Below are 25,581 nucleotides of genomic sequence, written 5' to 3' on the forward strand. Positions count from 1 at the left end.
CGCTTTTCCATCGATATTGCCAAATTCTTCACGACAACCAAAAAAGCAACTCTTGATTTTGGCGGCAAGGTCGCCATCTGCGCACTATTAAGAAAACGCGTAAGATTGAAAACAATTGGAAAGGCGTAGATATTGCGCATGACAACCACTGTGAAAGCATTAGAATAAGCGTATGGCAACCAAGCACGACACAGAAACCCTGCTGGAGCGGCAAGTGCTGAAGCCGCCACCGCTCTACCAGGTGGCCTTGCTCAATGACGACTACACCCCGATGGAATTCGTGGTGGCCATCATTCAGGAGTATTTCAACAAGGACCGTGAAACGGCGACGCAAATCATGCTCAGTGTTCACCGCTACGGCAAAGGAGTGTGCGGCGTGTTCTCTAAAGATATAGCGTGTACCAAAGTGGAGTTCGTTTTAACGCATGCGCGCAAGGCGGGGCATCCCCTGCAGTGCGTGATGGAGGAAGTATGATTGCGCAGGAATTAGAAGTAAGTTTGCACATGGCGTTTGTCGAAGCTCGGCAGGCACGGCACGAATTCATCACGGTTGAGCATTTACTGCTGGCACTGCTGGACAATCCCTCCGCTGCCGAGGTGTTGCGTGCCTGCGCGGTCAATATAGAAGACCTGCGCAAGACCCTCACCAATTTCATCGGCGATAACACGCCGACCGTGCCTGGCACGGGCGAAGTCGACACCCAGCCGACGCTTGGTTTCCAGCGCGTGATTCAGCGCGCCATCATGCACGTCCAGTCCGCCTCGAACGGCAAGAAGGAAGTCACGGGCGCCAATGTGCTCGTGGCCATCTTCGGCGAAAAGGATTCGCATGCTGTTTACTACCTGCACCAGCAGGGCGTGACGCGCCTGGACGTGGTCAATTTCATCTCGCACGGCGTGCGCAAGGACCAGTCGACGGAAAGCGCGAAAGCCTCCGAAGGCGTGGAAGAAGCGCCCGTCGATGGCCAGCCGAAGGAAAGCCCGCTCGACCAGTTCACGCAAAACCTGAACAAGGCCGCTGCCGAAGGCAAGATCGATCCGCTGATCGGCCGCGAGGAAGAAGTCGACCGCGTGATCCAGATCCTGTGCCGCCGCCGCAAGAATAATCCGCTGCTCGTCGGCGAGGCGGGCGTGGGCAAGACGGCCATCGCCGAAGGCTTGGCTTACCGCATCACGCAAAGCGACGTGCCGGAAATCCTGCAGAATGCCGTCGTGTATTCGCTGGACATGGGCGCTTTGCTGGCCGGTACCAAATACCGCGGTGACTTCGAACAGCGTCTGAAAGCCGTGCTGAAGCAGTTGAAGGACAATCCGAACGGCATCCTGTTCATCGACGAGATCCACACCATCATCGGTGCGGGCTCGGCGTCGGGTGGCACGCTGGACGCGTCGAACCTGCTGAAACCGGCACTGGCCAACGGCCAGCTGAAGTGCATCGGCGCGACCACGTACACGGAATTCCGCGGCGTGTTCGAGAAAGACCATGCACTCTCCCGCCGTTTCCAGAAAGTGGACGTCAACGAGCCGACCGTCGAGCAAACCGTGCAAATCTTGCGCGGCCTCAAATCGCGCTTCGAAGAGCATCATGGCGTGAAATACTCGGCCTCGGCCCTGTCGACGGCGGCCGAACTGGCGGCGCGCTTCATCAACGACCGCCATCTGCCCGACAAGGCGATCGACGTCATCGATGAAGCGGGCGCGGCGCAGCGCATCTTGCCGAAGTCGAAGCAAAAGAAAACCATCGGCAAGGCCGAGATCGAGGACATCATCGCCAAGATCGCGCGCATTCCGCCGCAAACGGTCAACCAGGACGACCGCAGCAAGCTGCAGACGATCGACCGCGACTTGCGCAATGTCGTGTTCGGGCAAGATCCCGCCATCGACGCGCTGGCTTCGGCCATCAAGATGGCCCGTGCCGGCCTGGGCAAGACGGACAAGCCGATCGGCTCCTTCCTGTTCTCCGGCCCGACCGGCGTCGGCAAGACCGAGGTGGCCAAGCAACTGGCCTTCATCCTCGGTATCGAGCTGATCCGTTTCGACATGTCGGAATACATGGAACGCCACGCCGTCAGCCGACTGATCGGCGCGCCACCGGGTTACGTCGGTTTCGACCAGGGCGGCTTGTTGACGGAAGCGATCACCAAGAAGCCGCATGCGGTCTTGTTGCTCGATGAAATTGAAAAAGCCCATCCGGACATTTTCAATATCCTGCTGCAAGTCATGGATCACGGCACCCTGACGGACAACAATGGCCGCAAAGCCGACTTCCGCAACGTGATCATCATCATGACGACCAACGCGGGCGCGGAAAGCTTGCAAAAGACGTCGATCGGCTTCACCAACTCGAAGCAGGCGGGCGACGAGATGGCCGACATCAAGCGTATGTTCACGCCGGAGTTCCGCAACCGTATCGACGCGACCATCAGTTTCCGCGCGCTGGACCAGGAAATCATCCTGCGCGTGGTCGACAAGTTCCTCATGCAGCTGGAAGAGCAGTTGCACGAGAAAAAGGTCGAAGCCGTGTTTACCGAGAAGCTGCGTGCTTTCCTCGGCAAGAAAGGCTTCGATCCGCTGATGGGCGCGCGGCCGATGGCGCGCTTGATCCAGGACATGATCCGCAAGGCCCTGGCCGACGAGCTGCTGTTCGGCCGCCTGGTCACCGGTGGACGCGTCACCGTCGACCTCGACGACAAGGACCAGGTCTTGCTGGAATTCCCGGAACCGCCGGACGCGGCACCGACGGCTGCACCAGAAACGGTGGAAGTGGAATAAGGACACCGAACCAAACCTACTGCGCGTCGCGATTTGCGGCCTCCGATGCTCACTGTGCTCTTGCACAGTTCCGCTTCTCGGCCGCAATTCGCTGCCGCTCGCCACGGTTTTGTTCGGCGTTCAAAGCGTTTCTGCTCTTGTCGAAAAACCCGCCCACGCAAGTGGCGCGGGTTTTTTTACGTCTTTGTGGGCAATAAAGAAGGTTTTCTTTGGCCTCAGTTATGCCAGAATTGCTGTCCGGTATCGACATGATGTCCATGCCGTCTCATCGCCCTGACCGCTATCTGGATGCTCACATGAAAATTTCCCGCAATCTTGCCTTGCTCCTGTTGTCCGCCGGCCTGCTGGCTGACGCGGCCGCCGCCGCTCCTGCCGGCAGCTATTTCCGTTTTCCTGCCGTGCGCGGCGACACCGTCGTCTTCACGGCCGAAGGCGATTTGTGGAAAAGCAATCTGCGCGGCGGCGCGGCGCAGCGCCTGACCACGCATCCCGGCTATGAAACGAACGCGGCGATTTCGCGCGACGGCCAGTGGCTGGCGTTTTCCGCCGCCTACGAAGGGGCGCAGGAAGCGTACGTGATGCCGCTGGCGGGCGGCTTGCCGCGCCGCATTTCGTATGACAATGGCGGCGTGCTGGTGCTGGGCTGGACGGCGCAGGGCGAGGTGCTGGTCAGCACGCAAAATACGGATGGTCCCGCCTCGCGCCGCATCGTCGCCGCCATCGATCCCGTGAAACAGACGCGGCGCGTATTTCCCGTGGCCGACGCCAACGACGCCGTGCTCGATGACGCGGGCAAGACGCTGTTCTTCACGCGTTTCGGCCTGGCCATGACCAACGACAATGTGCGCAACTACCGCGGCGGCGCGCATGCCACCCTGTGGCGCTATGAGCTCGATGGCAAGGGCGAGGCCGTGCGCATGCATACGGAGCCTGCCGTGTCGGCCGGCAACAACAAGCGCCCCATGTGGTGGCAGGGCCGCGTCTATTACATCAGCGATGAGGGCGGCAGCGACAATCTGTGGAGCATGCTGCCCGATGGCTCCGACCGCCGCGCCTTGACGACCCATACGCAGTGGGATGTGCGCAATGCGCAGCTGGGCGATGGCAAGATCGTGTATCAATTGGGCGCCGATTTGCACGTGCTGGATCTGGCGGCAGGGACGGACTCGTCGCCATTGCCGATCAGCCTCGTGTCCGACTTCGACCAGCAGCGCGCGCGCCAGATCCGTTCACCACTGGACACCCTCTCCAATGTGCAGCTCTCGGGCAAGGATGAGCGCATCATCCTCACGGCGCGCGGCAAGGTCAGCATCGCCGGTACGGGCAGCCTGCGCCGGGTCGACATCGCCATTCCCGACGGGGCAAGGGCGCGCGACGCCGTCTTTTCCAGCGACGAGAAATCCGTCTTCGCCATCGTCGACACGAGCGGAGAGAATGAAATCTGGAAGTACGCCGCCGATGGCTCGGGCAAGGGCGAGCAGCTGACGACGCAGGGCGACAACCACCGCTGGAAACTGTATCCGTCGCCGGACGGGCGCTGGCTGGCCCACACGGATAAAAAGGGCCGCTTCTGGCTGCTGGACCTGGCGACCAGGGGCAATCAACTGATCGACGACGCGGGCAAGGCGGGCGTGGACAAGCACGACGAAGTGCAATGGTCGCCCGACAGCCGCAACCTGGCCATCGTGCGCGTGGCCAGCAACGAGCAGCGCGAGCAGATCGGCCTGTATAACCTCGCATCGAAACAGCTGCAGTTCGTCACCAGCGACCGCTATACCTCCGGTTCACCCGTGTTTTCGCCCGACGGAAAGTGGTTGTACTTCCTGTCGGCGCGCAATTTCCAGCTGGCCAATGGCTCGCCGTGGGGCGACCGCAACATGGGTCCCGTGTTCGACAAGCGCGTCGGCGTGTATGCGCTGGCGCTGCAGCCGGGTAACCGTTTCCCATTCCAGGCCGACGATGAGCTGAGCCGTCCTGGTGTCAAGCCGGCCGAGACAGACGATGAAAAGGCGGCCGAACAGGCAGCGGAAAAGGCATTGGAAAAGGCCGGCGGCAAGTCGGCCGTGAAAAAGGCGCCTGCCGCCTTGCCGGCCATCGTCAGCCAGGGCCTGGCCGAGCGTTTGTATGAAGTGCCGCTGGCGGCGGGCAACTACAGCGCGCTGGCCGCCGACGACAAACGCCTGTATTTCCTCGAGCGCGACAGCGGCGAGAACAAGTCCAGCCTGAAGACCTTAGCGATTGGCAATACCGGCTCCAAGCCGGAACTGCTGGTGGCCAATGTGCGCGAATTCGACCTGGCGCAGGATAAAAAGCATTTGTACTACAGGACAGCAACCAGCGCGGCAGCCACCGGCCCGGGCGAGATGCTGGTGATCGAGGCGGGCGCCAAGCTGCCGGCCGACCTGTCGAAAGCCAAGGTCAAGGTTGACGACTGGACGTTCGTGTCGAATCCGCGCCTGGAATGGAAGCAGATGTTCAACGATGCCTGGCGCTTGCACCGCGACTTCCTGTATGACGCGAAGATGCGGGGCGTGAACTGGAAGGCGGCGCGCGACAAATATGCGCCGCTGGTCGAGCGGGTCACGGACCGCGCCGAGCTCAATGATGTACTGGGCATGATGGTGGCCGAAGTGGGCGCCCTGCATTCGCAGATCCGTCCCGGCGAACTGCGCCGCACGGAGCAGGAAGGCACGCCGGCGGGCCTGGGCGCCGTGCTGGCGCGCACCAGCGAGGGCTACCGGGTCGAGCATGTCTACCGCAGCGAAGCGGAATTGCCGTCGGCGCGTGCACCGCTGTCGCGCCCCGACGTGGATGTGAAGGCGGGTGACGTGATTACGGCCGTCAACGGCAAGGACGTGCTGGCCGCGCGCGACATCAGCGATCTGCTGTTGAACCAGGCCGACAAGCAGGTGCTGCTGCAGGTCAAACGGAGCAAGGGTGCGCCGCGCGCCGTCATCGTCACGCCCGTCAACATGGCGAAACAGACGGCGCTGCGCTATGGCGACTGGGAATTGAGCCGCGCCGAGCAGGTGGCTGCCGCCTCGCAGGGACGCATCGGCTACCTGCACTTGCGCGCCATGGGCGCCAATGACATCGCCTCGTTCGCGCGCGATTTTTACGCCAACATCAACCGCGAAGGCTTGATCATCGACGTGCGGCGCAATAACGGCGGCAATATCGACAGCTGGATCATTGAAAAACTGCTGCGCAAGGCCTGGGCTTACTGGGCGCCGCCTGGCGTGCAGCCATCGTCGAACATGCAGAACACTTTCCGCGGCCATCTGGTGGTGCTGGTCGATGAACTCACGTATTCCGATGGCGAGACCTTCGCGGCGGGCATCAAGGCATTGAAACTGGCGCCGCTGGTGGGCAAGCGCACGGCCGGCGCGGGCGTCTGGCTCAGCGACAATACGCGCCTGGCCGACAACGGCATGGCGCGCGTGGCGGAAAATGGCCAGTTCGGCATCGATGGCCAGTGGCTGATCGAAGGCGTGGGCGTGGTGCCGGACGTGGAGGTGGAAAACCCGCCGCACGCCACCTTCAATGGCGCCGACCGCCAGCTGGAAGTGGCGCTCGACATGCTGGCGAAAAAGCTCAAGGAGCAGCCGCGACCCGCCTTCCAGGCGCAGCCTATCCCCGCGCTGAAGTAAGGCGGCTACAGGCCGCAGGCGGCCTTGAACTGCTGCGCGCGGCGGCGCGACACCTCGACCACGCTGCCGTCCTGCAGGTGCAGGTCGAGGCCATCGGCGGCGTTCGGCGCCAGCCGCGCCACCTGCGCCAGGTTGACGATCTGGCGCCGGTTGGCGCGCAGAAACAGGGCGGGATCGAGCTTTTCTTCCAGCTGGTTCAGAGTGCGCAGCATCAGCGGCCGCTGTGCGCCGAAATGCACGCGCGTGTAGTTGCCTTCCGATTCCAGCAGGCGGATATCGTCAAACGCGACGAACCAGCAGCGTTCCCCATCCTTGATGAAGACCTTGCGCGGCACGGACGGCGACACGGCTTGCGCCCGCGCGCCGGCGCGCGCCAGCGCCGTGGCCAGGCGCGCCGCCTGCACGGGTTTTTGCAGGTAATCGAGGGCGCTCACCTCGAACGCCTGCAGCGCGTACTGGTCGAAGGCCGTGCAAAAAATGACGTCGGGCGCCTCATCGAGCGCGGCCAGCAGGTCGAAACCGGAGCCGCCCGGCATCTGCACGTCGAGCAGCAGCAGGTCGGGGCGCAGCTTGCCGATCTGCGCGACGGCATCGGCCGCGCTGGCCGCCTCGCCGACGATCTCCACCGCGCCGTGCTGCACATGCGGCACCAGCAGCCGGCGCAGCTCGGCGCGCGCCAGGCGCTCGTCATCGACCAGCATTACCTTGAGCGGCGATCCGTTCATGGCGGCTCCGGCAGGTCGATGGTGGCGTACACCCAGCCCGCCTGCTGGCGCAAGGCCAGACTGGCGCGCTCGCCGCAGGCCAGCTGCAAGCGCTGGCGCGCATTGCGCAAGCCGATGCCGGTGGAGCCGGACGCGCCGCGCAGTTCGCCCGTGTTGGCCACCTCGATCTGCAGCATGTCCACGCCGGCGCCGCGCTGCGCCGCGATGCGGATGTCGCCGCCGTCGGCGCTCGCTTCGACGCCGTATTTGACGGCGTTTTCCACCAGCGTTTGCACGGCCATGGGCGGCACGCGCACGTGTTCCAGGGCGGGCGCGCTGATCTCGATCGCGAAGCTGACGCGCAGGCGCTCTTCGAAGCGTATCTGCTCGATGGCAAGGTAGGCGCGCACGGCGTCCAGTTCGGCCGCCAGCGGCACGGTGGCATGCTGGCCGGACTGCAGGGCGTGGCGCATCAGGCCCGCCAACTGGTCGATCATGTGCGCGGCCGCGTCGCGGTCTTCGAAAATCAGCGCGCGCACGCTATTGAGGCTGTTGAAGAAGAAATGCGGATTGACTTGCGCCTGCAGGGCGCGCAGTTCCGCTTCCCGCCCATGCAGCTGCAGGCGCAGGGTTTCCGCTTCCAGGTGGGCGGCGCGGCGCAGCGACAGCGCCGTGAAGTAAAACACCGTCCAGGTCAAAAATACCCCGAACCAGAACAGCAGGGCACCGGGCAGCCAGGCCAGGCCGCGCAGGACATCGGGCGGATACATGACGTGGAAGGCGGCCGTCACGCTGGCCGTCTGGATGGCGGCCAGCACGATCAGCGACGGCACGATGCGTGTCCAGCGCAGACCGTTCGCCGCCCAGCCGCGCCGCTGCAGGACGCCATGCCACAGGTGCGACAGCAGCAGCCCTCCCAGCGAGCCCCAGCAGGCAATCGCCACGACGATGCGCAGCTGCGAGGAGCCGCCATACACGCTGTTGAACAGGGCGAGCGCGCCCCAGCCGGCCAGCTGGAAGGTCCAGTACCAGTTGATCCTGGCCAGCAGCGGCGGCCGGTGCAAGGGTGCGTTCACCGCTTAGTCCAGGAACTGTTCGATGCGCGCAACCATCCAGTCCGGCTGGTCGTACATGATGAAGTGGCGCGCCGTGTCGGCCAGCGCGATCTGCACGCCGGGCAGCTGTGCATACTGCTGCTGGAAGGTCGCTTCGATAGCGGTGCGCGGCGCGTAATCCTTGTAGGCGATCCAGGTGCCCAGCACCAGGGTCGGCGATTTTATTTTCGCCACGTCCTGGCGCAGGTCGCTGGCCATCAGGGTGCCCATGGCGTTGATGACCGTTTCGCGGTCCGAGTGCTGGCCCCAGCCGATGATGCGCTCCACGTCGGCCGGCGCGCTGGCCATGCTGCTTACCGTGCGGCGCTGGCTGGCGGCGTAGGTGGCGCCATCCTGCGCGCGCATGGCCGCTTGCATCTGGCTTGACATGGCTTGCAGCTGCGGCGGCGTGATGGAGGGCAGCTGTGTCGCGCCCAGCGCCGGCAGCGAGTCGACGATCAGCAGCTTGCCCGTCTGCCGCGGATGGTCGATGGCCATTTTCAGGGCCAGGAAGCCGCCCAGGCTATGCCCGATGATGGCCGGCTGGCCCAGTTTTTTCGCCACGATGTAATCGGCCAGCTGTTGTTCCGCCTGCGCCAGCAGGTCGCCCTCGATGGACGGCACGCCGGCAAAGCCGGCCAGGGTCAGCACGTGGCATTGGCGTGCGGCTTGCGGGCCGCACAGGCGCGCCACCGTGCCTTGCCAGACTTCGCCCGACGACGCCAGGCCGGGAATCAGGATCACTGGGCGGCCCTGGCCCGTGACGTCGACCGTGAAGGCCGCAGGCGCGGCGGCCTGGCTGGCGCCCGCCAGCAGCACGCCGGCGAGCAGGATACATGTTTGCAGTGATCGTTTCATGGGGTACTCCTCCTTGACGACCATGCTAGCGGCGCCTGGGTTCGGCTGCCAGCGCCGCAGGATGAACGGCGGCAGGGCGGGATGAGTGGTTCATATCCACACATGCTGGTCCTGACAATGGTCGGGAAGGTAGGTCAGGTATTGCACCATGCGCGGCGCCGGGCCGCGGTTGGGCGTGGCGCAATGGGGCAGGGCCTGGTGCCAGATGATGAAATCGCCGGCCATGCCTTCGACGGGCACGGGCCGCAAGTTGTCGACGGCCCATTCGCGCGGCTGGCGGCCCGACGGCACTTGCCGCAGCCAGTCGGCCATGTGGTGCTGGAAGCCGGGCACGCAGTGAAAGGCGCCATGCTGCGCGGGACAGTCGCTCAGGTACAGCATGCCTTGCAGCTTGAAGGGAACCGGCTGTTGCAGGCTGACGTCCCAGTGCAGGGCACTGCCAGGAAAGCTGTGCTGCGGCGTTTCCGGCGGATTGAAACTCACCTTGTCGATGCTGGCGTAGATGCCGGTGCTGGTACCGGCGCTGGTGTCATATAGCTGCTGGCAGGCATGGCGGATGTGTGCGCTGTGGCGGTTTTCCTCGAGGGCCCGATGGTCGGAAAATTGCAGCATCAGGCCCCGCTTGCCCGGGTGCGGCCGGTACCACGATGCCGGATCATCGGGGCTGGCGCCCAGGTAGTTCCAGATGGCCGCCCGGGCAGCTGCACACTGCGCGCGCGGCACGGCGCCGCGCAGCACCAGATAGCCGTGCTCCTCGAAATGGCGCAGCTCGGCGGCGGACAGCACGTCCTGGTGGGGGCTGGCGGCGTGCGCCGGACGGATGCGCGTGCGGCCAGCCAGCCACGCCTGGAAGGCTTCCAGGGTAGGGCGGTGCTGGAACAGGAACTGCATGGCGTCTTCCATGGAAATGCCGCGCGCGTACAGCGCCTTGATGTCCCGGTGGTCGCGCGCCAGTCCCTGGTTGCCGCTCGCGCCACCATGTCCCGTGCAGCGCTGCCATAAATCGTGCAAGTGGGGCCAGTCGTCCATGGCGTTTTTGGTATGGTTGAAAAATCAGCCGGTGCGCAGGCGGCGCCACAGGGTGGTGCGGCTGATGCCGAGGTAATGGGCGGCGGCGTCGCGGCGCCCGCCGAAGCGTGCCAGCACGGCGCTGGCGCTTTCGACTTCCAGGCGAGGCGGCACGGTGGCGGCAGGCGCCGGCGGCAGCGCCGACGTGCCGGCAGCGCTGGCCAGTTCCGGCGCCACGCCCAGCACGAAGGCGGGCGTCAGCGCCTGCAGCGGTTCGGCGGCCAGGAACAGGGCCAGGCGCTCGGCCAGGTTGCGCAGTTCGCGCACGTTGCCGGGCCAGCCGTAGCGGCGCAGCAGCGGCGCGCAAGCCTGGATTTCCGCGTGCAGGTTGGGGTGCGGACGGGCGCCCAGCGCGGCCAGCGCATTTTTCAGCGACCATTCGGCCAGGCCGGGAATGTCGCTGGCGCGTTCGCGCAGGGCGGGCAAATGCAGGCGCAGCACGGCCAGGCGGTAGAACAGGTCGGCACGGAAGCGTCCTTCGCGGATGCGCTGCTCCAGGTCGCAGTGCGTGGCGCTGATGATGCGCACGTTGATGGCGATGGGCCGCGTGCCGCCCACGCGCACCACTTCGCGCTCTTCCAGCACGCGCAGCAGGCGCGTTTGCAGGGGCAGAGGCATTTCGCCGATTTCGTCGAGGAACAGGGTGCCGTGGTTGGCCGCTTCGAACAGTCCCGCATGGCCGCCCCGGCGCGCGCCCGTGAAGGCCCCGTCCTCGTGGCCGAACAGCTCCGATTCCAGCAATGACTCGGCGATGGCGCCGCAATTGATGGCGATGAAGGGCCTGTTGGCGCCCAGGCTGCGCGGGCTTTCGCGGTGGATCGCCTGCGCCACCAGTTCCTTGCCGCTGCCCGTCTCGCCCTGGATCAGCACCGTCGCCGGCGAACGCGCAAACAGCACCACCGACTGGCGCAGCGCTTCCATCGCTTCCGATTCGCCGCGCAAATCGTGCAGGCCGTGGCGCGCGCGCAAGGTATCGGCTACCACCGCGCGGCGCCCCCTGCTCGACTCGATCTGGGTCAGGCGCGCCAGTTCCAGCGCGTCGTCGAAGGCGCGCCGGATGGCCGTGGCCGAATACACGAAGACGGCGTCCAGCCCGGCTTCCTCGGCCAGATCGGTGACGAGGCCCGCGCCGACGACGGCTTTCACGCCTGCCGCCTTCAGTTCATTGATCTGCGCGCGCGCGTCTTCCTCGGTGGCATAGGTGCGCTGCGCGATCTGGAAGCCGAAGGTGGCGGCAAATTCGGCCAGTTCCGGCATCGGGTCCTGGTAGGTGACGACGCCGATGTGCGGCGAGATGCGCCGCGCGCGCGCCAGCGCCTGCATCACGTCGTAGCCGCTGGCCTTGGCGATGATGACGGGCACCGACAGCCGGCCTTTCAGGTAGGCGCCGTTCGAGCCGGCCGCGATGACGGCATCGCAGCGCTCGGTGGCCATGCGTTCGCGGATATGGCGAACGGCGTCGTCGAAGCCCAGGTTGATCGGTTCTATCGTCGCCAGGTCGTCATACTCGAGCGTGATGTCGCGGAACAGGTCGAACAGCCGCGAGACGGAGACGGTCCAGATGACGGGTTTGTCGCGGTGATCGAGCGGAGGTTGGGGAGGGCGGCGCATGCTTTATTCTAAACGATTTGTTTCATTTTTTTGCCATGCAACGGGGTTGCAACGAACGTGTTGCAAGTGGTCTGTGGCGTTTCAGATATTGCCAATGAGGAATATGAAAAAACCCCGGGAAACTGGTTTATGATCTGACAGCACCATGATGCTTGAGAGATTTTTTGCCCAGGCACATGTTTATCTCGTCCTTAACCGTCCCATGGTGTCCATGAACCGCGTACCGACCAGTCCCGATTTCATCGCCGATGCCTTGCAGTTGATCGCCTTGCCGGCTTGCGCCTGCGATGCCTGCGGCATGGTGGTGGCGGCGAATGGCGCCTTGACCGCCTTGCTGGGCAGGGATATAGCGGGCCGGCTGCTGGCCGACTGTTTTACGGACGCCTACCGCGCATCGAGCACCAGCATGCTGCGCGGCGCGCTCGGTGCGGCCGGGCGCGAGCGGCAGTGGGACAGCAGCCTGCAAGGGGTATCGGGCGCCATCGCCGTGCAGGTCTGGTCGAGGCCGCTGCTGGTGGACGACGGCTTGCCGGGCGCGACCCTCGTGTTTGCCGACATCCGCGTGCAGCAGCGCGACCAGCAAGCCTTGCGCAAGACCATGCTGGAACAGCAGGCCATCCTGGAAAGCGCGGCCGTCGGCATCATCTTTTCCAAGGGCGGCTTCATCGAGGAGTGCAATATCCGCGCCGCCGAGATGCTCGGCTATGCGCGCCATCAGCTGACGGGCATGCCGGGCGCGGTGCTGTACCGCTCCGCCGAGCATTGCCGTGCCCTGGGACTGGAAGCGGCGCCGCTGCTCTCGAAGGGCAAGCCATACCGCACGGAGCTGGAATTGCGGCGCCAGGATGGCAGCTTGTTCTGGAGCCGTTTGCACGGGCGCGCCGTCGATCCCCTCAATACGCATGACGGCACGGTCTGGATCATCGAAGATATCAGCGACCACCGGCGCGATGAAGACCAGCTGCGCCGCGCCATGCTGGAAATGCAGGCCGTGATGGACAACGCGCCGCTGGCCATCGGCTTCCAGCGCGACAAGGGCGTGCTGCGCTACAACCGGCGCTTCGCCGAATGCTTCGGCTTCGATGGCGACAGCGGCGTGGGCCTGGCCGTCGCCGACCTGTATCCGTCGCGCGCGGCCTACGAGAACGTCGTGCGGCAGGCCGCGCCCCTGCTGCGGCGCGGCCTGCCGTTCCAGGGCGAGATGGAAATGCGCCGCCGCGACGGTTCGACCTTCTGGGCGCTGGCCTACGGCTATGTGCTGAACCCGGAAAACCAGCCCGACCGCGCGCTGCGCGACACGATCTGGCTGTTCGATGACCGCAGCGCGCAGAAGGCGGCCGAGGAGGCGACGCGCCAGTTGATGCTCGAGCAGCAGGCCATCCTCGACAACGCCTCCGTCGGCATCCTGTTTTCGCGTTCGCGCCTGATCCTGCGCTGCAATCCCCGCTTCGCCGAAATGTTCGGCTACACGCAGGACGAGATGATCGGCCTGCCCGCCGCCGAACTGTTTCCCTCGCCCGCCGCCTACGAGCAGTTTGGCGTGCAGGCCACGCCGCTGCTGGGACAGGGCTTGCCGTACGAGCAGGACGAGTCGCTGTTCCGCCGCCGCGACGGCAGCCTGTTCTGGTGCCGCATCCGCGCCAAGGCCGTCGACCAGACGCACAGCGAGCAAGGCGCCATCTGGATCCTCGAAGACATCACGGCCAGCCGCCAGGCGCAGATGGAAGTGGCGGCCATCATGACGAATGCTTCGGTCAGCATCCTGTACACCAAGAACCGCCAGATCACGCGCTATAACCTGGGCTTTGCCGCGATGTTCGGCTACCGCGGCGACGAGGCGCTGGGCCTGCCCGGGCGCGCGCTGTACGTGTCGCAGCAATCGTACGATTTATTGGGCGCGGCCGCGTTTCCTTTCCTGTCCGTCGGCAAGCCGTTCCAGACGGAAGTGGAGATGATGCGCCGCGACGGCAGCACGCTGTGGGCGCAGCTGATCGCCTATGTCGTCAACCCGGACGACCCGGCCGCCGGCACCATCTGGATCATCGAGGACCGCACGGAAGCCAAGCGCGCCGAAGAATCCCTGCGCAACGCGCTGCTGGAAAACCAGGCCATCCTCGACAGCGCCGTGCTGGGCATCTCGGTGATAGAGGGCGGCTACAATTTGCGCGCCAACAGCAAGATGGAAGAGCTGTTCGGCTATGGGCCGGGCGAGATCAACGGCCTGTCCGTGCGGGCCCTGTATCCGGACGTGGCCGCGTGGAAGGTGGCGCGCGGCGAGACGGCGCGCGATTTTGAGGCGGGCAGGGTCCACATGTCGGAATACCAGCTGGTGCGCAAGGATGGCAGCCGCTTCTGGGCGCGCCTGTCCGGCCGGCCGTTCGATCTGGCGCATGCGCATGGGCGTTCCGTGTGGCTGGTCGACGACGTGACGGCGCGCCGTGAGGCGGCCGAGGCGGTGCGCCGCGCGCGCGACGAACTGGAACTGCGCGTGCAGGAACGCACGGCCGAACTGGCCGGCGCCAACCTGCTGCTGCAGGGCGAAATCGCCGAGCGGCGCCAGGCCGAGGCGCGCGTGCACCACATGGCTTACCACGACAACCTGACGGGCTTGCCGAACCGCGCGCTGCTGTCGGACCGGCTGGAACGGTCCATGCTGGCCTCGCAGCGCTCGGGACGCAAGCTGGCCGTGATGTTCATCGACCTCGATCGCTTCAAGACGATCAACGATTCGCTCGGTCACATGACGGGCGATTTGCTGCTCAAGGAAGTGGCCGCCCGGCTGTGCGGCGCCGTGCGCGCGAGCGACACGGTGGCGCGCCTGGGCGGCGACGAATTCGTCGTGCTGGTGCCGGGCATCCGCGGCGGCGACGAAGCGGCGCGCGTGGCCGAGAAAATCATCGAGGCGCTCACGCCCGCCTTTCCGCTCGACGGCCATGTGCTGCACGTGACGCCATCGATCGGCATCTGCGTGTATCCGGACGATGGCGGCGACGTCGACGCCCTGATGCGCCATGCCGATGCGGCCATGTACCACGCCAAGGGCAATGGCCGCAACAACTACCAGTTCTTCACGCAGACGATGAACCAGGCGGCGGCCCTGCATTTTGATCTGGAAAGCAGCTTGCGCACGGCGCTGGCGCTGCAGCAGTTCGAGCTGGTTTACCAGCCTGTCATCGATATCGCCACGCGCCGCCTGCACGGCATGGAAGTGCTGCTGCGCTGGCGCCGTCCCGGCCACGGCCTGGTGCTGCCGGACCGTTTCATTCCCATCATGGAGGAAAATGGCTTGATCGTGCCGGTGGGCGAATGGGTGATGCGCCAGGCCTGCGAGCAAAGCATGGCCTGGCAGCGCCAGGGCTTGCAGCCGGTGCCGCTGGCGGTGAATCTGTCGCCGCGCCAGTTCATGCACAAGGGCCTGGTGGCGGCGATTGGCGCCGTGGTGCGGGAAACGGGCATCGATCCGTCGCTGCTGGAATTCGAGATCACCGAGACGGCGCTGATGCAGCACGGCGAGCATACGCTGGAGATTCTACGGCAGATCAATGGCATGGGCCTGCGCCTGTCGATCGACGATTTCGGCACCGGCTATTCCAGCCTCGCTTACCTGAAGCGCTTCCCCGTGAAGAAGGTCAAGATCGACCGCGCCTTCATCAAGGACCTCGAGCACAGCGCGGAAGACCGCGCCATCGTGGCGGCCATCATCGCGCTGGCCGACAGCCTGCAATTGTCGGCCGTGGCCGAAGGCGTGGAAACGGAAGAACAGTTCGCGCTGCTGCAGGCGAACGGCTGCCGCTATGCGCAGGGTTATCTGTTTTCCGCGCCGGTACCGGCAGCGAATGCCCAATCGCTGCTGGAACGCTTGCCTGCTTAGTCGATAGTAGCCACCACCGGTGCATGGTCGGACGGCTGTTCCCACTTGCGTGGCACGCGGTCGATCACGCAAGCCTTGCAGCGGCCGGCCAGGGCGGGCGAGAGCAGGATGTGGTCGATGCGCAGGCCCTTGTTCAAGCGGAAGCCCAGCTGGCGGTAATCCCACCAGCTGAACGATTTGTCCGCCTGCTCGAACAGGCGGAAGGCGTCCGTCAGGCCGATGTCGAACAGGCGCTGCAGGGCGGCGCGTTCCTTGTCCGAGACCAGTACCTGGCCGGCCCAGGCGACGGGGTCGTGCACGTCGCGGTCGTCGGGCGCGATATTGTAGTCGCCGACGACGGCCAGCTGCGGGTGCTGCAGCGCTTCTTCGGCCAGCCAGTCGTGCAGGGCGGACAGCCAGCCCAGCTTGTATTCGTATTTGTCAGAATCGACGCTCTGGCCGTTCGGCACGTAGGCGCAGACGACGCGCACGCCTTTGACGGTGGCGGCCAGGATGCGCTGCTGCGCATCTTCATAGCGGGGGTTGTTCTTGACCACGTCGGTGATCGGCAGCTTCGACAGGATGGCCACGCCGTTGTAGGTTTTCTGGCCGCTGAAGACCACCTGATAGCCGGCCGCCTCGATCTCTGCGACGGGGAACTTGTCATCCGTGAGCTTGGTCTCTTGCAGGCACAGTATGTCGACCGGGTTGTCGGCCAGCCATTGCAGCACTTGCGGCAGGCGCACTTTGAGCGAGTTGACGTTCCAGGTGGCGAGTTTCATGGGAAAAATCCTTGCTTGAATAGGTGGCGATAGGCGCGAATCTTACCGCATGCGTGTCGATGGCGTCCTGTCGCGCTTGCCGGGCATGGCTTTATTTACTGGCAGGAAAAAAGGGGTGCCAATAAAGTATTTGTATTTAACCAATCGTGGCGCATGAATATTATGTTTTTGTGTATCATTGATCAACCCCTATGTTTGATTTGGCATAAGTGGCTGGCGCGGCAGGCTGCGTCTCGCCATGTAGCGCGACAAAGGTGTAAAGTTTCTCGCTAAAACGCGATAAAAACTACTAAAATGGCACAATGTAACAACTGTGTCATACGGCTTTGTTACAGCCCAGTTAAGAACCGAACAGGAAGCAGTTGTAATTAGTTGTAATTGCTATTCCGATTACATGACCACTGTGCCGGGGATGGAGTGTCAATTCCATTCCGGGCGCCGCCAGACTTGTTATATAAATTGCAGTACTGTATCTATGAGACTGTTTTGCGACATCAATAGATGGTACTATTTTGAAATGTTGCAGTTTTAATAGTGAGACTTGCGCGTAGCATTTGCAAAGGAAGAAAATGCGAACTGCATTTGAAGCGTGGGCGCAGCGTGACGGCCACATTGTGCGGCGAAGAGAAGACAAACCGGATGAGTACCTGATTTTCGAGACCCAGCGCCGCTGGGTTATCTGGCAGGCAGCTCTGACGCATGGCAAGACGGCTGCCAAGCCGCGCGTGAGCGCGGCCGAAAAGGCGGCGAAAGCCCAGCGCGCGCTGGAAATGTCCTCCGATGAAGCGACCGTGCGCAACAAGGTGCTCAATGAAGTGCTCGACGCCTTCAGCGGCGCCGATGGCGCGGCCGGCATGGAAGGCATACTGAAAGTGATCCAGGGCCTGAAGCAGAAGCAGAAGGCGCTGGCCGACGACAAGAGCGAAGATTCAACGGCTTGAGGGGATGGCGATGCGTTATCGGCACTACAAGGGCGGCATTTACGAACTGGTGTGCGAAGCCACGCTGGAAGCGGATCTGACGCCGATGATCGTCTATCGCGCCGAGGACGGTTCCATCTGGACCCGGCCGAAAGACGTGTTTTTTCAACTGATCGAAGTCGAAGGCGTCATGGTCCAGCGTTTCGCTCCCATCAACTGATGGCCGCCTGCGTGCGTGCCCGGGATTTTCTTCATGCGTAAATTGCTGCCTGCCGCTTTGGTGCTGGGCTTTGCCTGCGCTGCGGCACAGGCCGAAACCATCGGTTCGGTCGACACGGTGTTCAAGCTGATCGGCCCTGACCACAAGATCGTCGTCGAGGCGTATGACGATCCGCGCGTTGCCGGCGTCAGCTGCTATCTGTCGCGCGCCAAGACCGGGGGGCTGAAGGGTGCCGTCGGGCTGGCCGAAGACAAGGCCGATGCGTCCGTGGCCTGCCGCCAGGTGGGGCCGCTGCAATTCAAGGGCAAGCTGCCGCGCCAGGAAGAAGTGTTTACCGAGCGTGCCTCGATCTTCTTCAAGCATGTGCGCGTCGTGCGCATGGTCGACAGCAAGCGCAATGCGCTCGTCTACCTCGTGTATTCCGACCGCCTGATCGAGGGCAGTCCGAAAAACAGCGTCACCGCCGTCGCCGTGCCCGGCGACCAGCCGATTCCCGTCCGTTAAGCGAGCTACCCATGCGCGTCCCATCGTCTGCAGCCCTTGCCGCCAGGACGCTGGTGCTGTTTGGCCTGGGCGGCTGCGCCACCCTGACGGGCAACACCGAGCAGATGGTGCTGGTGCAAACCATCCAGGACAACCGCGAGCTGACCGGTGCCGGCTGCATCCTCAGCAATGACGTGGGCAAGTGGTTCGTCACCACGCCCGGGCGCATCACCATCCGCAAGAGCCAGGAACCGTTGAAGGTCGATTGCCGCAAGCATGGTTCGCCCGCCATCGCGACGGACGACCATATCGACCCCAAGCTCAATGGCAGCGTCTGGGGCAATGTCATCCTGACCCTGGGCGTCGGCTATTTCGTCGACCGCAACACGGGCGCCGGCTTCGACTACCCGTCGATTCTGACCATCGTCATGCAAGACCCCGCGCGCCTGGCGCCGCCCGCGCCCGTAGCCGTGAAGCCGCCGCCGGCCGCCGTGCCGGAAACGGTGGTGCAGCCCAAGGTAGCGCCATCGCCTTTGCCCAATCCCGTCGTCTACTGATTCAAATACACATAAAAAAGCCGCCATGGTCAGTGACCGTGGCGGCTGCGTCGTCTTGCCAGCAGCTTGGCGCTGCCGGCAAGGCGTCAACTTAGACCCGGTTGATCAGGAACGTCGTCAGCAGCGGTACTGGACGGCCGGTCGCGCCTTTTGCGCCGCCCGATTTCCATGCCGTGCCGGCGATGTCCAGATGCGCCCAGGTGTACTTCTTGGTGAAGTTTTCCAGGAAGGCCGCTGCCGTCACCGAACCGCCGCCTGGCGTGCCGATGTTGGCCAGGTCGGCGAAGTTCGACTTCAGCTGCTCGTTGTACGCCTCTTCGATCGGCATGCGCCATGCCGTGTCGCTCGACTGCTTGCCCGCTGCCAGCAGTTCATTGGCCAGCTGGTCATGCGCCGCATCGCTGCGCGTAAACAGGCCGCTGTTGTGGTGACCCAGGGCCACGACGCAAGCGCCCGTCAGGGTGGCGATATCGACGACGGCTGCCGGCTTGAAGCGTTCAGCGTAGGTCAGCGCGTCGCACAGCACCAGGCGGCCTTCGGCATCCGTGTTCAGCACTTCGATGGTCAGGCCGTTCATGGAGGTGACGATGTCGCCCGGCTTGGTGGCGCGGCCCGATGGCATGTTTTCGCACGCGGCGATGACGCCGATGACGTTCAGCTTCAGGTTCATTTCGCCGATGGCGCGGAAGGTGCCCAGCACGGAGGCGGCGCCGCACATGTCGTACTTCATTTCATCCATGCCAGGACCGGCCTTGATCGAAATGCCGCCCGTGTCGAAGGTGATGCCCTTGCCGACCAGGACGACCGGCGCATCCTTGGCCTTGCCGCCCATGTGCTTCAGGACGATGAATTTCGGCGGCTGCTCGCTGCCGTTGGTAACGGACAGGAAGCTGCCCATCTTCAGCGCTTCGAGCTGTTTGCGGTCCAGTACTTCGACTTCGAACTTGTAATCCTTGGCCAGCTGCTTGGCCGTGTTGGCCAGGTAGGTCGGGTTGGCGATGTTCGCAGGCAGGTCGCCCAGGTTGCGCGTCAGGTCGGAACCGTTGGCGATGGCGATGGCTTGCGCCAGCGCGCCGCGCGTGGCGCTTGTCGCTGGCGCTGCCAGGACGATCTTGCGCACGCCTGCCGGCGCCGGATCTTTTTTGCTTTTTTGCGAGTCGCAGCGGTATTCGCTGTCGTGGGCGGCTTGCACCACGCAACGGATTGCCCAATTTACGTCGCGCTCTTTCACTTCAGCCAGCGGTAGTGCGATAATGGCGTCCGCAGCGCCCAGCGAGCCGAAGGCCTTCAGTGCGGCTTGTACGCCGGTTGTGAAGCTTTTTTCGCTGACAGTGTCATCGCTGCCCATGCCTACCAGCAGAACACGTTCGGCGGCGACGCCATCGACTGCGCGCAGCAGCAAGGTGCTGCCAGGCTTGCCGCTGATGTCGCCGGACTTCAGCGCAGCGGAAATCGCACCTTTGCTGTCCAGCGATTTTGCCGCTGGCGACAGTTTTTTGTTTTCGAATACCGCAACCGCGATGCATCCGCTTTTGGCCGTGCCGAGGGTGCTCTTGGTATCGAATGCTTTTATGCTAAAGTCCATTTGGTTCTCCGTTTTCATTTTACTAGTAACGTGTTACTCAACTAACTGATCCGAATTATAAACTCCGAATGATCTTTCAACGCGCCCTTCGACGTGAATTGGCTAGTGCCGCCGGGGCCACCTTCACAGTTTTGTTCAGCATCCTGCTCACCTGGATGCTGATTGGTATTCTCGGCAAGGCGGCGGGCGGCAAGATCGCGTCGTCCGACGTCATGTCGCTGATGGTTTTTTCCGCCCTGATGCAGCTGCCCACCATCATCATCCTCACCGGATTCATTTCGGTGCTGATGGTCGTCACGCGCAGCTACAAGGAGTCGGAGATGGTCGTGTGGTTCGCCTCCGGCCTGAGCCTGTCGCGCTGGATCTGGCCCGTGCTCAGTTTCGGCTTGCCGCTGGTGCTGGCCACGGGCGTCCTGAGCCTGTACGCCACGCCGTGGGCGCAAAAGAAAAGCGATGAATATGTGGCGCGCTTTGAAAAGCGCGAAGACCTGCAGAAAGTCACGCCGGGCCAGTTCCGCGAATCGGCCGGCAGCAACCGCATCTTCTTCGTCGAGGGCGTCAGCGGCGAGAAGAACGTGGTGCAGAACGTCTTCGTCAATACCGTCGATGAAAAAGGCAGCGCGGTCGTCGTCGTCGCCAAGGAAGGCGTGATCAATACCGACGCCAAGGGCGAACGCTTCCTCGTGCTCAAGAGCGGCCGCCGCTACCAGGGCGTGCCGACGCAGGCGGACTTCCAGACCATGGAATTCGAACAGTACATCATGCGCATCGAGAGCAAGCAGCAGGAGATGGGCGCGGATCTGGGCGTGCGCGCCATGAGCACCATGGCGCTGGTCGAGGCGAACAACCAGTTCACCATGGCCGAATTGCTGTGGCGGGTCAGCGCGCCCCTGATCGGCCTGATGCTGATCCTGCTGGCCATTCCGCTGGGCTTTGTCAATCCGCGCGCCGGCAGTTCGGCCAATCTGATTATCGCGCTGCTGATTTTCTTTACGTACAGCAACCTGATCAAGGTCATCGAAGCGAGCGTGAAGCAGGGCCGCCTGACCTTCGGCCTGGCCTGGTGGCCGCTGCACCTGCTGGCGGCGCTGGCCGTGGTGCTGCTGTTTGCGTGGCGTCTGAATGTGAACCACCGCTATCATCCGCTGGTCCTGCTGGCGGCTTTCAAGCGCGCGCGCCGCGCCGGCAATACAAGTAAAGCGGTACCGAAATGAAGATTTTACAGCGCTATTTTGCGGTCTCGATATTCCAGGCGGTGCTGTTCGTGCTGCTGGCCTTTTTGGCACTGCAAGCCTTCATCGACCTGACGGGCGAGCTGCCCAAGGTGGGCCGCAATGGCTATACCATCCAGTATGCCTTCCTGTATGTGCTGGTGCTGGTACCGGGGCACGTGTACGAGGTGATGCCGATTGCGGCGCTGATCGGCACCATCTACACGATGGCGCAGTTTGCCGCCAGTTCCGAATTCACCATCATGCGCGCATCGAGCATGTCGACGGCGATGGCGGCCGGTTTCCTGTTCCGCATCGGTATCGTCTTCGTCGTCATTACCTTTATCTTCGGCGAGTTGATCACGCCACGCACGGAACCGCTGGCCGAACGCCTCAAGCTGACCTCGCGCGGCGCGGCCGTGTCGAGCGAGTTTCGCTCGGGCCTGTGGACCAAGGACATGGTCAAGAGCGATGGCTTGACGGGCACCGTCACCGGCTCGCGCTTTTTCAATGTGGGCGAAGCGCGTCCGGACGGCCAGCTGAAAAACGTCAAGCTGTATGAATTCGACACCGATATGCGCTTGCGTACCCTGACCGTGGCCAAGGGGGCGACGTACCAGGGCAATAATATCTGGCGCCTGACCGATGTGACGGAAACCTCGTTCTCGAACAGCGCGGCCACGTCCCCCGGCTTTGAGCCGAAGCTGGCGAACTACTACGGGCAGGAAACGAGCCTGGTGCGCACGGTGCAAAGCGCCAGCAAGGACATGATGTCGGAAGTGACGCCGAAGATACTGACGGTGTCGGCGTCCGATCCCGAGCGCATGTCGGCCAGCGAACTGGCCGTGTACACGCGCCACCTGGCCGAGAACAAGCAGGAAACCGAGCGTTTCCGCATCGCCTTCTGGAAAAAGCTGATCGATCCGCTGGCCATTTTCGTGCTGATGGCGCTGGCGCTGCCGTTCGCTTACATGCATACGCGCAGCGGCGGCATCAGCCTGAAGATCTTCATCGGCATCATGATCGGCGTGAGCTTCATGCTGGTCAACACCCTGTTCTCGCATCTTGGGCTGCTCAGCACCTGGCCGGCCTTCCTGACGGCGGTGGCGCCGAGTGCCCTGTACCTGCTGCTGGCGCTGGGTGCCCTGTGGTGGGTGGAGCGGCACTGATGGAGACGAACGTGAAACAGGCACTGATCTTGTTTGCCCATGGCGCGCGCGCCGCATCGTGGGCCGCGCCCTTCGAGCGCCTGCGCGACCTGACCCAGGCGCGCATGCCGAGCAGCAGCGTGCACCTGGCCTTCCTGGAACTGATGACGCCACGCCTGCCCGAACTGGTGGCGGCTCTGCTGGCCGAGCTGCCTGCCGGCGCCATCCTGGACGTCACCGTGGTGCCCGTGTTCCTGGGGCAGGGCGGGCATGTGCTGCGCGACTTGCCGCTGCTGCTGGAAGAATTGCGCCAGCAGCATCCGGCACTGCGCCTGAAGGTGGCCGAGGCGGTGGGCGAGAACGCCAGCGTGCTGGCCGCCATCGCTGATTACTGCGTGGCGGCGCCAGGTTCCAGCATTCTCCCTTGAGCGGCATCGACATCGTCTACCTGTGGGTAGACGGCGCCGATCCCGCCTGGCGCGCGCGCCGGCAGCGCGCCTATGCCGTTTGGGCGCAGGCGCATCCGGGCCAGCTGGCCCTGCACGGCAACGTGGCGGGGCGCTACCGCGACAACGGCGAACTGCGCTACAACCTGCGCGCGCTCGAGCGCTTCTTCCCCGGCCACGGCCATGTCTACCTGCTGACGGATCGGCAAGTGCCGGCCTGGCTGCGCGCCTCACCGCGCCTGACGGTGATCGACCATGCGAGCCTGATGCCTGATGCATCCTTGCCCGTGTTCGACTCCGGCCATATCGAATCGTATCTGCACCATATTCCGGGCCTGTCCGAACGCTTCCTTTACCTGAACGACGACGTATTTTTCGGCGCGCCGTTCGAGCCCGCGTTCTGGTTCGGGGAGGAAGGGGAGGGGCGTTTGAGTGTTTTCACGGAGAGCGAGCTGCAGGATGACCTGCACGATGATCTGCAGGACTTGCGCGCCGACGTGGCGGCGCCAGTCAACTGCGCTACGCTGTCGCGGCAATGGCTGTCGGCGCAGTATGCGGAATACCTGCATGAACCGCGCCTGTATGCGCATGCGCCGCGGCCCATGCTGAAAAGCGCGCTGCATGCACTGGAAGGGCTGGCGCCGGCCATGTTTGCCGGCGTGCGCGCAACGGTGTTCCGCTCGTGGCAGGTGCCGGCATTGCTGCCCGACCTGGTGCCGCGCTGGATGGTGCATCAGGGATTCGCGCGCTCGCGCATGCTCGACCCGTTGCATATCGCCAGCGGAGATGTGGCAGCGCCGCGGCAGCTTGAGGAGCTGGCGGCGCGTTTCGGCAGCTTGCCGTTTTTCTGTATCAACGACACCTGCGACGAGGCGGAGGACGACGACCCGCGCCTGCTGCGCGTGGCCGCTACCTTGCAGCGGCTGCTGCCGCTGCCATCTTCATTTGAAGGCGGTTAAGCCGATTTCTTCTTCGGCGCCAGGCTGATGCGGGCGGCGGCCGTGCTGTCGGACAGCGAAGCAAGGAACAGCAGCAGATAGGCGCCCAGTTCGAAGACTTCCTCGCCCAGCAGCGCGTAGGCGTCGGGCATGCCATGGAAGACCTTCTTGTCGAAGGGCCAGCCGGCGGCCATCAGCAAGCCGCCGATGGCCGTCAGGATGGTGATGCGCATGCTGAAAATCAGGCCCGCATGGGCAAACACCTTGCGCGCGCGCGGCGCGAAGAAGATCAGCAAGCGTATCAGGATCAGTAACTCCACCACGCGCAGGGCTTTTTCCAGCTGCGCCCACGCGGGCGCCGTGCCGAACTGGTCGATATCGAGTTCGCGCAGCAGGAAGCCGAACAGCAGCGCGCACAGGCCCGCATGCATGAGGAAGCGCAGGGACTGGCGGTCTGTCTCTTGCCAGGCGCGCACGCCGTGCACGGTGCAAGCGAGAGCCAGGAACAGCGCCTGCAGCCATTCCAGCAAATGGTTTTCGTCGTCGATATTCGGAAACACTGTCCACAGGGCGATGGAGGCGAGCATGCTTAACAGCACAGCGCTGGCGACGCCGACATTGCTGCGGCTGAGCGAAGTCATGGCTTCGCGCATGGAGGTGAAATTCATGTGTGGTCGTAAGGCTAAAGTTGCGCGGCGCGGTATTGCAGCCTGCGGGCGCAGCTTTTTTCGGGGAGATTGCCACGGTTCCCGTCAGCCGGGAGGCCGCATGGCAAGCGCTATGGCGGGGCGAAGCGTGAATTTATTGCTATCACGCAACAACTTCTCGAGAAAAGATGCGTGAGCATCGTATCATGTTTCCACGGAAGACGTCGGTTACTGACTTTAAAGTCGGTAAAATACGCTGTGTTTATTCAAGCATGGCGCGCGAGAACTGCGGCCGTTTCTTCGATGGCCTGGTGCGTGCGCGCGGCCATGGCGTCGCCCAGCATCACCAGCACGGGGCCGTGGTTGGCGTCGAGGCCATGCGCCAGCGCGCTCAGCGTCAGGCGCACGATGCGCTGGTCCGGGCGGCTGCAGTTTTCAATCACTACCACCGGGGTGTCGGCACGGCGGCCCTGGGCCAGCAGGCGCTGGGCCGTGGCGATCGCTTCGCGGCCGCCCATGTATTGCACCAAAGTATCGCAGTCGGGGATGCGCGTCTGGTCCGGCTCGCCCGGCGCCGTGCTGGAAGTAAAGAAGGCGACGCTGCGCGACACGCCCCGTTTGGTCAGCGGCTGCTGTGTAGCGGCCGCGGCCGCCAGGGCCGTGGTAATGCCGGGCACCACTTCGACGGCGATGCCCGCTTCTTCCAGCGCGCGCAATTCCTCGTCGGCGCGGCCGAACAGCATGGGGTCGCCCCCTTTCAGGCGCACGACGACGGCGTGCTTGCGCGCGTTGTCGACCAGTTGCTTGTTGATGAACGCTTGCGCCGTCGATAACTGGCCGCAGCGCTTGCCGACCAGAATCTTTTGCGCCTGCGGGCACAGCTCCAGCATCTCCTCGGTCACCAGTGCGTCGTGCAGCACGACGTCCGCTTGCGCCAGCAGGCGCGCGCCGCGCAAGGTCATCAGGTCTTGCGCGCCGGGACCGGCGCCGATCAGATAGACCTTGCCGGGGAGAGATGGGGAGCTGTTCATGTGGCT

22 protein-coding genes are annotated in these 25,581 nt (G+C 63.9%); 12 read left to right on the plus strand and 10 right to left on the minus strand.

All coding sequences use genetic code 11. The features are described from left to right. Positions 1-172 precede the first annotated feature (172 nt). On the plus strand, positions 173-475 hold the full coding sequence (gene clpS / locus ACQ4WO_RS19985; RefSeq protein ID WP_034751577.1) for an ATP-dependent Clp protease adapter ClpS: 303 nt from the start codon (positions 173-175) through the stop codon (positions 473-475). Then, positions 472-2,772 carry an ATP-dependent Clp protease ATP-binding subunit ClpA gene (gene clpA, locus ACQ4WO_RS19990; protein ID WP_034751575.1) on the plus strand — a complete coding sequence of 767 codons (2,301 nt, stop codon included), beginning with the start codon at positions 472-474 and terminating at the stop codon, positions 2,770-2,772. Before clpS ends, clpA begins: the two co-directional genes overlap by 4 nt. A 49-nt stretch (positions 2,773-2,821) precedes the next feature. Here the strand turns inward: clpA and ACQ4WO_RS19995 are convergent, their stop codons facing one another. Then, on the minus strand, positions 2,822-3,031 hold the full coding sequence (locus ACQ4WO_RS19995) for a hypothetical protein (RefSeq protein WP_436482934.1): 210 nt from the start codon (positions 3,029-3,031) through the stop codon (positions 2,822-2,824). Between the two features lie 37 nt (positions 3,032-3,068). Between ACQ4WO_RS19995 and ACQ4WO_RS20000 the strand changes: the two genes are divergently transcribed. Beyond that, positions 3,069-6,422, plus strand: a complete 3,354-nt coding sequence (locus tag ACQ4WO_RS20000; RefSeq protein ID WP_436482935.1) for a S41 family peptidase — start codon at positions 3,069-3,071, stop codon at positions 6,420-6,422. A 5-nt stretch (positions 6,423-6,427) separates the two neighbouring features. Here the strand turns inward: ACQ4WO_RS20000 and ACQ4WO_RS20005 are convergent, their stop codons facing one another. The 5 genes from ACQ4WO_RS20005 to prpR form a co-directional block, all read right to left on the minus strand. Beyond that, positions 6,428-7,147, minus strand: coding sequence for a LytR/AlgR family response regulator transcription factor (locus ACQ4WO_RS20005; protein WP_436482936.1), 720 nt, complete (start codon positions 7,145-7,147; stop codon positions 6,428-6,430). Further along, entirely contained in the window at positions 7,144-8,202 is a 1,059-nt protein-coding gene (locus ACQ4WO_RS20010) for a sensor histidine kinase (protein WP_223279161.1), read from the minus strand. The genes ACQ4WO_RS20005 and ACQ4WO_RS20010 overlap by 4 nt, the downstream gene beginning before the upstream one ends. 3 nt (positions 8,203-8,205) lie before the next feature. After that, positions 8,206-9,078 (minus strand): alpha/beta fold hydrolase, encoded by an 873-nt coding sequence (locus ACQ4WO_RS20015; protein WP_436482937.1) that lies wholly within the window; start codon positions 9,076-9,078, stop codon positions 8,206-8,208. 90 nt (positions 9,079-9,168) lie between these two features. Then, positions 9,169-10,107, minus strand: coding sequence for a phytanoyl-CoA dioxygenase family protein (locus ACQ4WO_RS20020; RefSeq protein WP_436482938.1), 939 nt, complete (start codon positions 10,105-10,107; stop codon positions 9,169-9,171). 24 nt (positions 10,108-10,131) lie between these two features. Then, positions 10,132-11,757 carry a propionate catabolism operon regulatory protein PrpR gene (gene prpR / locus ACQ4WO_RS20025; protein WP_436482939.1) on the minus strand — a complete coding sequence of 542 codons (1,626 nt, stop codon included), beginning with the start codon at positions 11,755-11,757 and terminating at the stop codon, positions 10,132-10,134. A 211-nt stretch (positions 11,758-11,968) separates the two neighbouring features. On the opposite strand from prpR, the gene ACQ4WO_RS20030 reads away from it, so the two are divergent. Continuing rightward, positions 11,969-15,628, plus strand: a complete 3,660-nt coding sequence (locus ACQ4WO_RS20030; protein WP_436482940.1) for a sensor domain-containing protein — start codon at positions 11,969-11,971, stop codon at positions 15,626-15,628. Here ACQ4WO_RS20030 and xth read toward each other — a convergent pair. Continuing rightward, positions 15,625-16,389: an exodeoxyribonuclease III gene (gene xth, locus ACQ4WO_RS20035; RefSeq protein WP_436482941.1), complete on the minus strand. Its 765-nt coding sequence runs from the start codon at positions 16,387-16,389 to the stop codon at positions 15,625-15,627. The two genes, ACQ4WO_RS20030 and xth, sit on opposite strands and share 4 nt — an antisense overlap. Before the next feature lie 569 nt (positions 16,390-16,958). Between xth and ACQ4WO_RS20040 the strand changes: the two genes are divergently transcribed. From ACQ4WO_RS20040 to ACQ4WO_RS20055, 4 genes are read left to right on the plus strand one after another with little or no spacing between them, the layout of a single operon-like run. Then, entirely contained in the window at positions 16,959-17,330 is a 372-nt protein-coding gene (locus ACQ4WO_RS20040) for a phiTE_015 family protein (protein WP_034751548.1), read from the plus strand. A 10-nt stretch (positions 17,331-17,340) separates the two neighbouring features. After that, positions 17,341-17,529, plus strand: a complete 189-nt coding sequence (locus ACQ4WO_RS20045; protein WP_034751545.1) for a DUF1653 domain-containing protein — start codon at positions 17,341-17,343, stop codon at positions 17,527-17,529. A 33-nt stretch (positions 17,530-17,562) separates the two neighbouring features. Next, complete coding sequence (locus ACQ4WO_RS20050; protein WP_128140146.1) at positions 17,563-18,033, plus strand: CreA family protein; 471 nt, start codon at positions 17,563-17,565, stop codon at positions 18,031-18,033. A gap of 11 nt (positions 18,034-18,044) precedes the next feature. Beyond that, a complete protein-coding gene (locus ACQ4WO_RS20055; protein WP_436482942.1) occupies positions 18,045-18,569 on the plus strand; it encodes a hypothetical protein in 525 nt (174 codons plus the stop codon). A 91-nt stretch (positions 18,570-18,660) separates the two neighbouring features. On the opposite strand, the gene ACQ4WO_RS20060 is transcribed toward ACQ4WO_RS20055, so the two are convergent. Next, positions 18,661-20,154 (minus strand): leucyl aminopeptidase, encoded by a 1,494-nt coding sequence (locus ACQ4WO_RS20060; protein WP_128140145.1) that lies wholly within the window; start codon positions 20,152-20,154, stop codon positions 18,661-18,663. A gap of 68 nt (positions 20,155-20,222) precedes the next feature. Between ACQ4WO_RS20060 and lptF the strand changes: the two genes are divergently transcribed. The 4 genes from lptF to ACQ4WO_RS20080 are packed head-to-tail and all read left to right on the plus strand — an operon-like array spanning position 20,223 to position 23,918. Further along, positions 20,223-21,368, plus strand: a complete 1,146-nt coding sequence (gene lptF / locus ACQ4WO_RS20065; RefSeq protein WP_128140144.1) for an LPS export ABC transporter permease LptF — start codon at positions 20,223-20,225, stop codon at positions 21,366-21,368. After that, the gene (gene lptG / locus ACQ4WO_RS20070) at positions 21,365-22,534 is read left to right on the plus strand and encodes an LPS export ABC transporter permease LptG (RefSeq protein ID WP_152251680.1); all 1,170 of its coding nucleotides are present in this window, start codon (positions 21,365-21,367) and stop codon (positions 22,532-22,534) included. The genes lptF and lptG overlap by 4 nt, the downstream gene beginning before the upstream one ends. Beyond that, on the plus strand, positions 22,534-22,941 hold the full coding sequence (locus ACQ4WO_RS20075) for a sirohydrochlorin chelatase (protein WP_436482944.1): 408 nt from the start codon (positions 22,534-22,536) through the stop codon (positions 22,939-22,941). The genes lptG and ACQ4WO_RS20075 overlap by 1 nt, the downstream gene beginning before the upstream one ends. Beyond that, the gene (locus ACQ4WO_RS20080) at positions 22,938-23,918 is read left to right on the plus strand and encodes a stealth family protein (protein ID WP_436482945.1); all 981 of its coding nucleotides are present in this window, start codon (positions 22,938-22,940) and stop codon (positions 23,916-23,918) included. Before ACQ4WO_RS20075 ends, ACQ4WO_RS20080 begins: the two co-directional genes overlap by 4 nt. Here ACQ4WO_RS20080 and ACQ4WO_RS20085 read toward each other — a convergent pair. After that, positions 23,915-24,565 (minus strand): hypothetical protein, encoded by a 651-nt coding sequence (locus ACQ4WO_RS20085; protein ID WP_436482946.1) that lies wholly within the window; start codon positions 24,563-24,565, stop codon positions 23,915-23,917. The genes ACQ4WO_RS20080 and ACQ4WO_RS20085 overlap by 4 nt on opposite strands. 245 nt (positions 24,566-24,810) lie before the next feature. After that, complete coding sequence (gene cobA / locus ACQ4WO_RS20090) at positions 24,811-25,575, minus strand: uroporphyrinogen-III C-methyltransferase (protein ID WP_436482947.1); 765 nt, start codon at positions 25,573-25,575, stop codon at positions 24,811-24,813. Positions 25,576-25,581 lie beyond the last annotated feature (6 nt).

The organism is Janthinobacterium aestuarii, assembly GCF_051380835.1.
GTDB lineage: Bacteria > Pseudomonadota > Gammaproteobacteria > Burkholderiales > Burkholderiaceae_D > Janthinobacterium > Janthinobacterium aestuarii.

Coding starts and splice junctions, on each gene's coding strand:
- clpS (WP_034751577.1), top strand. CDS start 173: ATGGCAACCAAGCACGACACAGAAACCCTGCTGGAGCGGCAAGTGCTG.
- clpA (WP_034751575.1), top strand. CDS start 472: ATGATTGCGCAGGAATTAGAAGTAAGTTTGCACATGGCGTTTGTCGAA.
- ACQ4WO_RS19995 (WP_436482934.1), bottom strand. CDS start 3,031: ATGGACATCATGTCGATACCGGACAGCAATTCTGGCATAACTGAGGCC.
- ACQ4WO_RS20000 (WP_436482935.1), top strand. CDS start 3,069: ATGAAAATTTCCCGCAATCTTGCCTTGCTCCTGTTGTCCGCCGGCCTG.
- ACQ4WO_RS20005 (WP_436482936.1), bottom strand. CDS start 7,147: ATGAACGGATCGCCGCTCAAGGTAATGCTGGTCGATGACGAGCGCCTG.
- ACQ4WO_RS20015 (WP_436482937.1), bottom strand. CDS start 9,078: ATGAAACGATCACTGCAAACATGTATCCTGCTCGCCGGCGTGCTGCTG.
- ACQ4WO_RS20020 (WP_436482938.1), bottom strand. CDS start 10,107: ATGGACGACTGGCCCCACTTGCACGATTTATGGCAGCGCTGCACGGGA.
- prpR (WP_436482939.1), bottom strand. CDS start 11,757: ATGCGCCGCCCTCCCCAACCTCCGCTCGATCACCGCGACAAACCCGTC.
- ACQ4WO_RS20030 (WP_436482940.1), top strand. CDS start 11,969: ATGAACCGCGTACCGACCAGTCCCGATTTCATCGCCGATGCCTTGCAG.
- xth (WP_436482941.1), bottom strand. CDS start 16,389: ATGAAACTCGCCACCTGGAACGTCAACTCGCTCAAAGTGCGCCTGCCG.
- ACQ4WO_RS20040 (WP_034751548.1), top strand. CDS start 16,959: ATGCGAACTGCATTTGAAGCGTGGGCGCAGCGTGACGGCCACATTGTG.
- ACQ4WO_RS20045 (WP_034751545.1), top strand. CDS start 17,341: ATGCGTTATCGGCACTACAAGGGCGGCATTTACGAACTGGTGTGCGAA.
- ACQ4WO_RS20050 (WP_128140146.1), top strand. CDS start 17,563: ATGCGTAAATTGCTGCCTGCCGCTTTGGTGCTGGGCTTTGCCTGCGCT.
- ACQ4WO_RS20055 (WP_436482942.1), top strand. CDS start 18,045: ATGCGCGTCCCATCGTCTGCAGCCCTTGCCGCCAGGACGCTGGTGCTG.
- ACQ4WO_RS20060 (WP_128140145.1), bottom strand. CDS start 20,154: ATGGACTTTAGCATAAAAGCATTCGATACCAAGAGCACCCTCGGCACG.
- lptF (WP_128140144.1), top strand. CDS start 20,223: ATGATCTTTCAACGCGCCCTTCGACGTGAATTGGCTAGTGCCGCCGGG.
- lptG (WP_152251680.1), top strand. CDS start 21,365: ATGAAGATTTTACAGCGCTATTTTGCGGTCTCGATATTCCAGGCGGTG.
- ACQ4WO_RS20075 (WP_436482944.1), top strand. CDS start 22,534: ATGGAGACGAACGTGAAACAGGCACTGATCTTGTTTGCCCATGGCGCG.
- ACQ4WO_RS20085 (WP_436482946.1), bottom strand. CDS start 24,565: ATGAATTTCACCTCCATGCGCGAAGCCATGACTTCGCTCAGCCGCAGC.
- cobA (WP_436482947.1), bottom strand. CDS start 25,575: ATGAACAGCTCCCCATCTCTCCCCGGCAAGGTCTATCTGATCGGCGCC.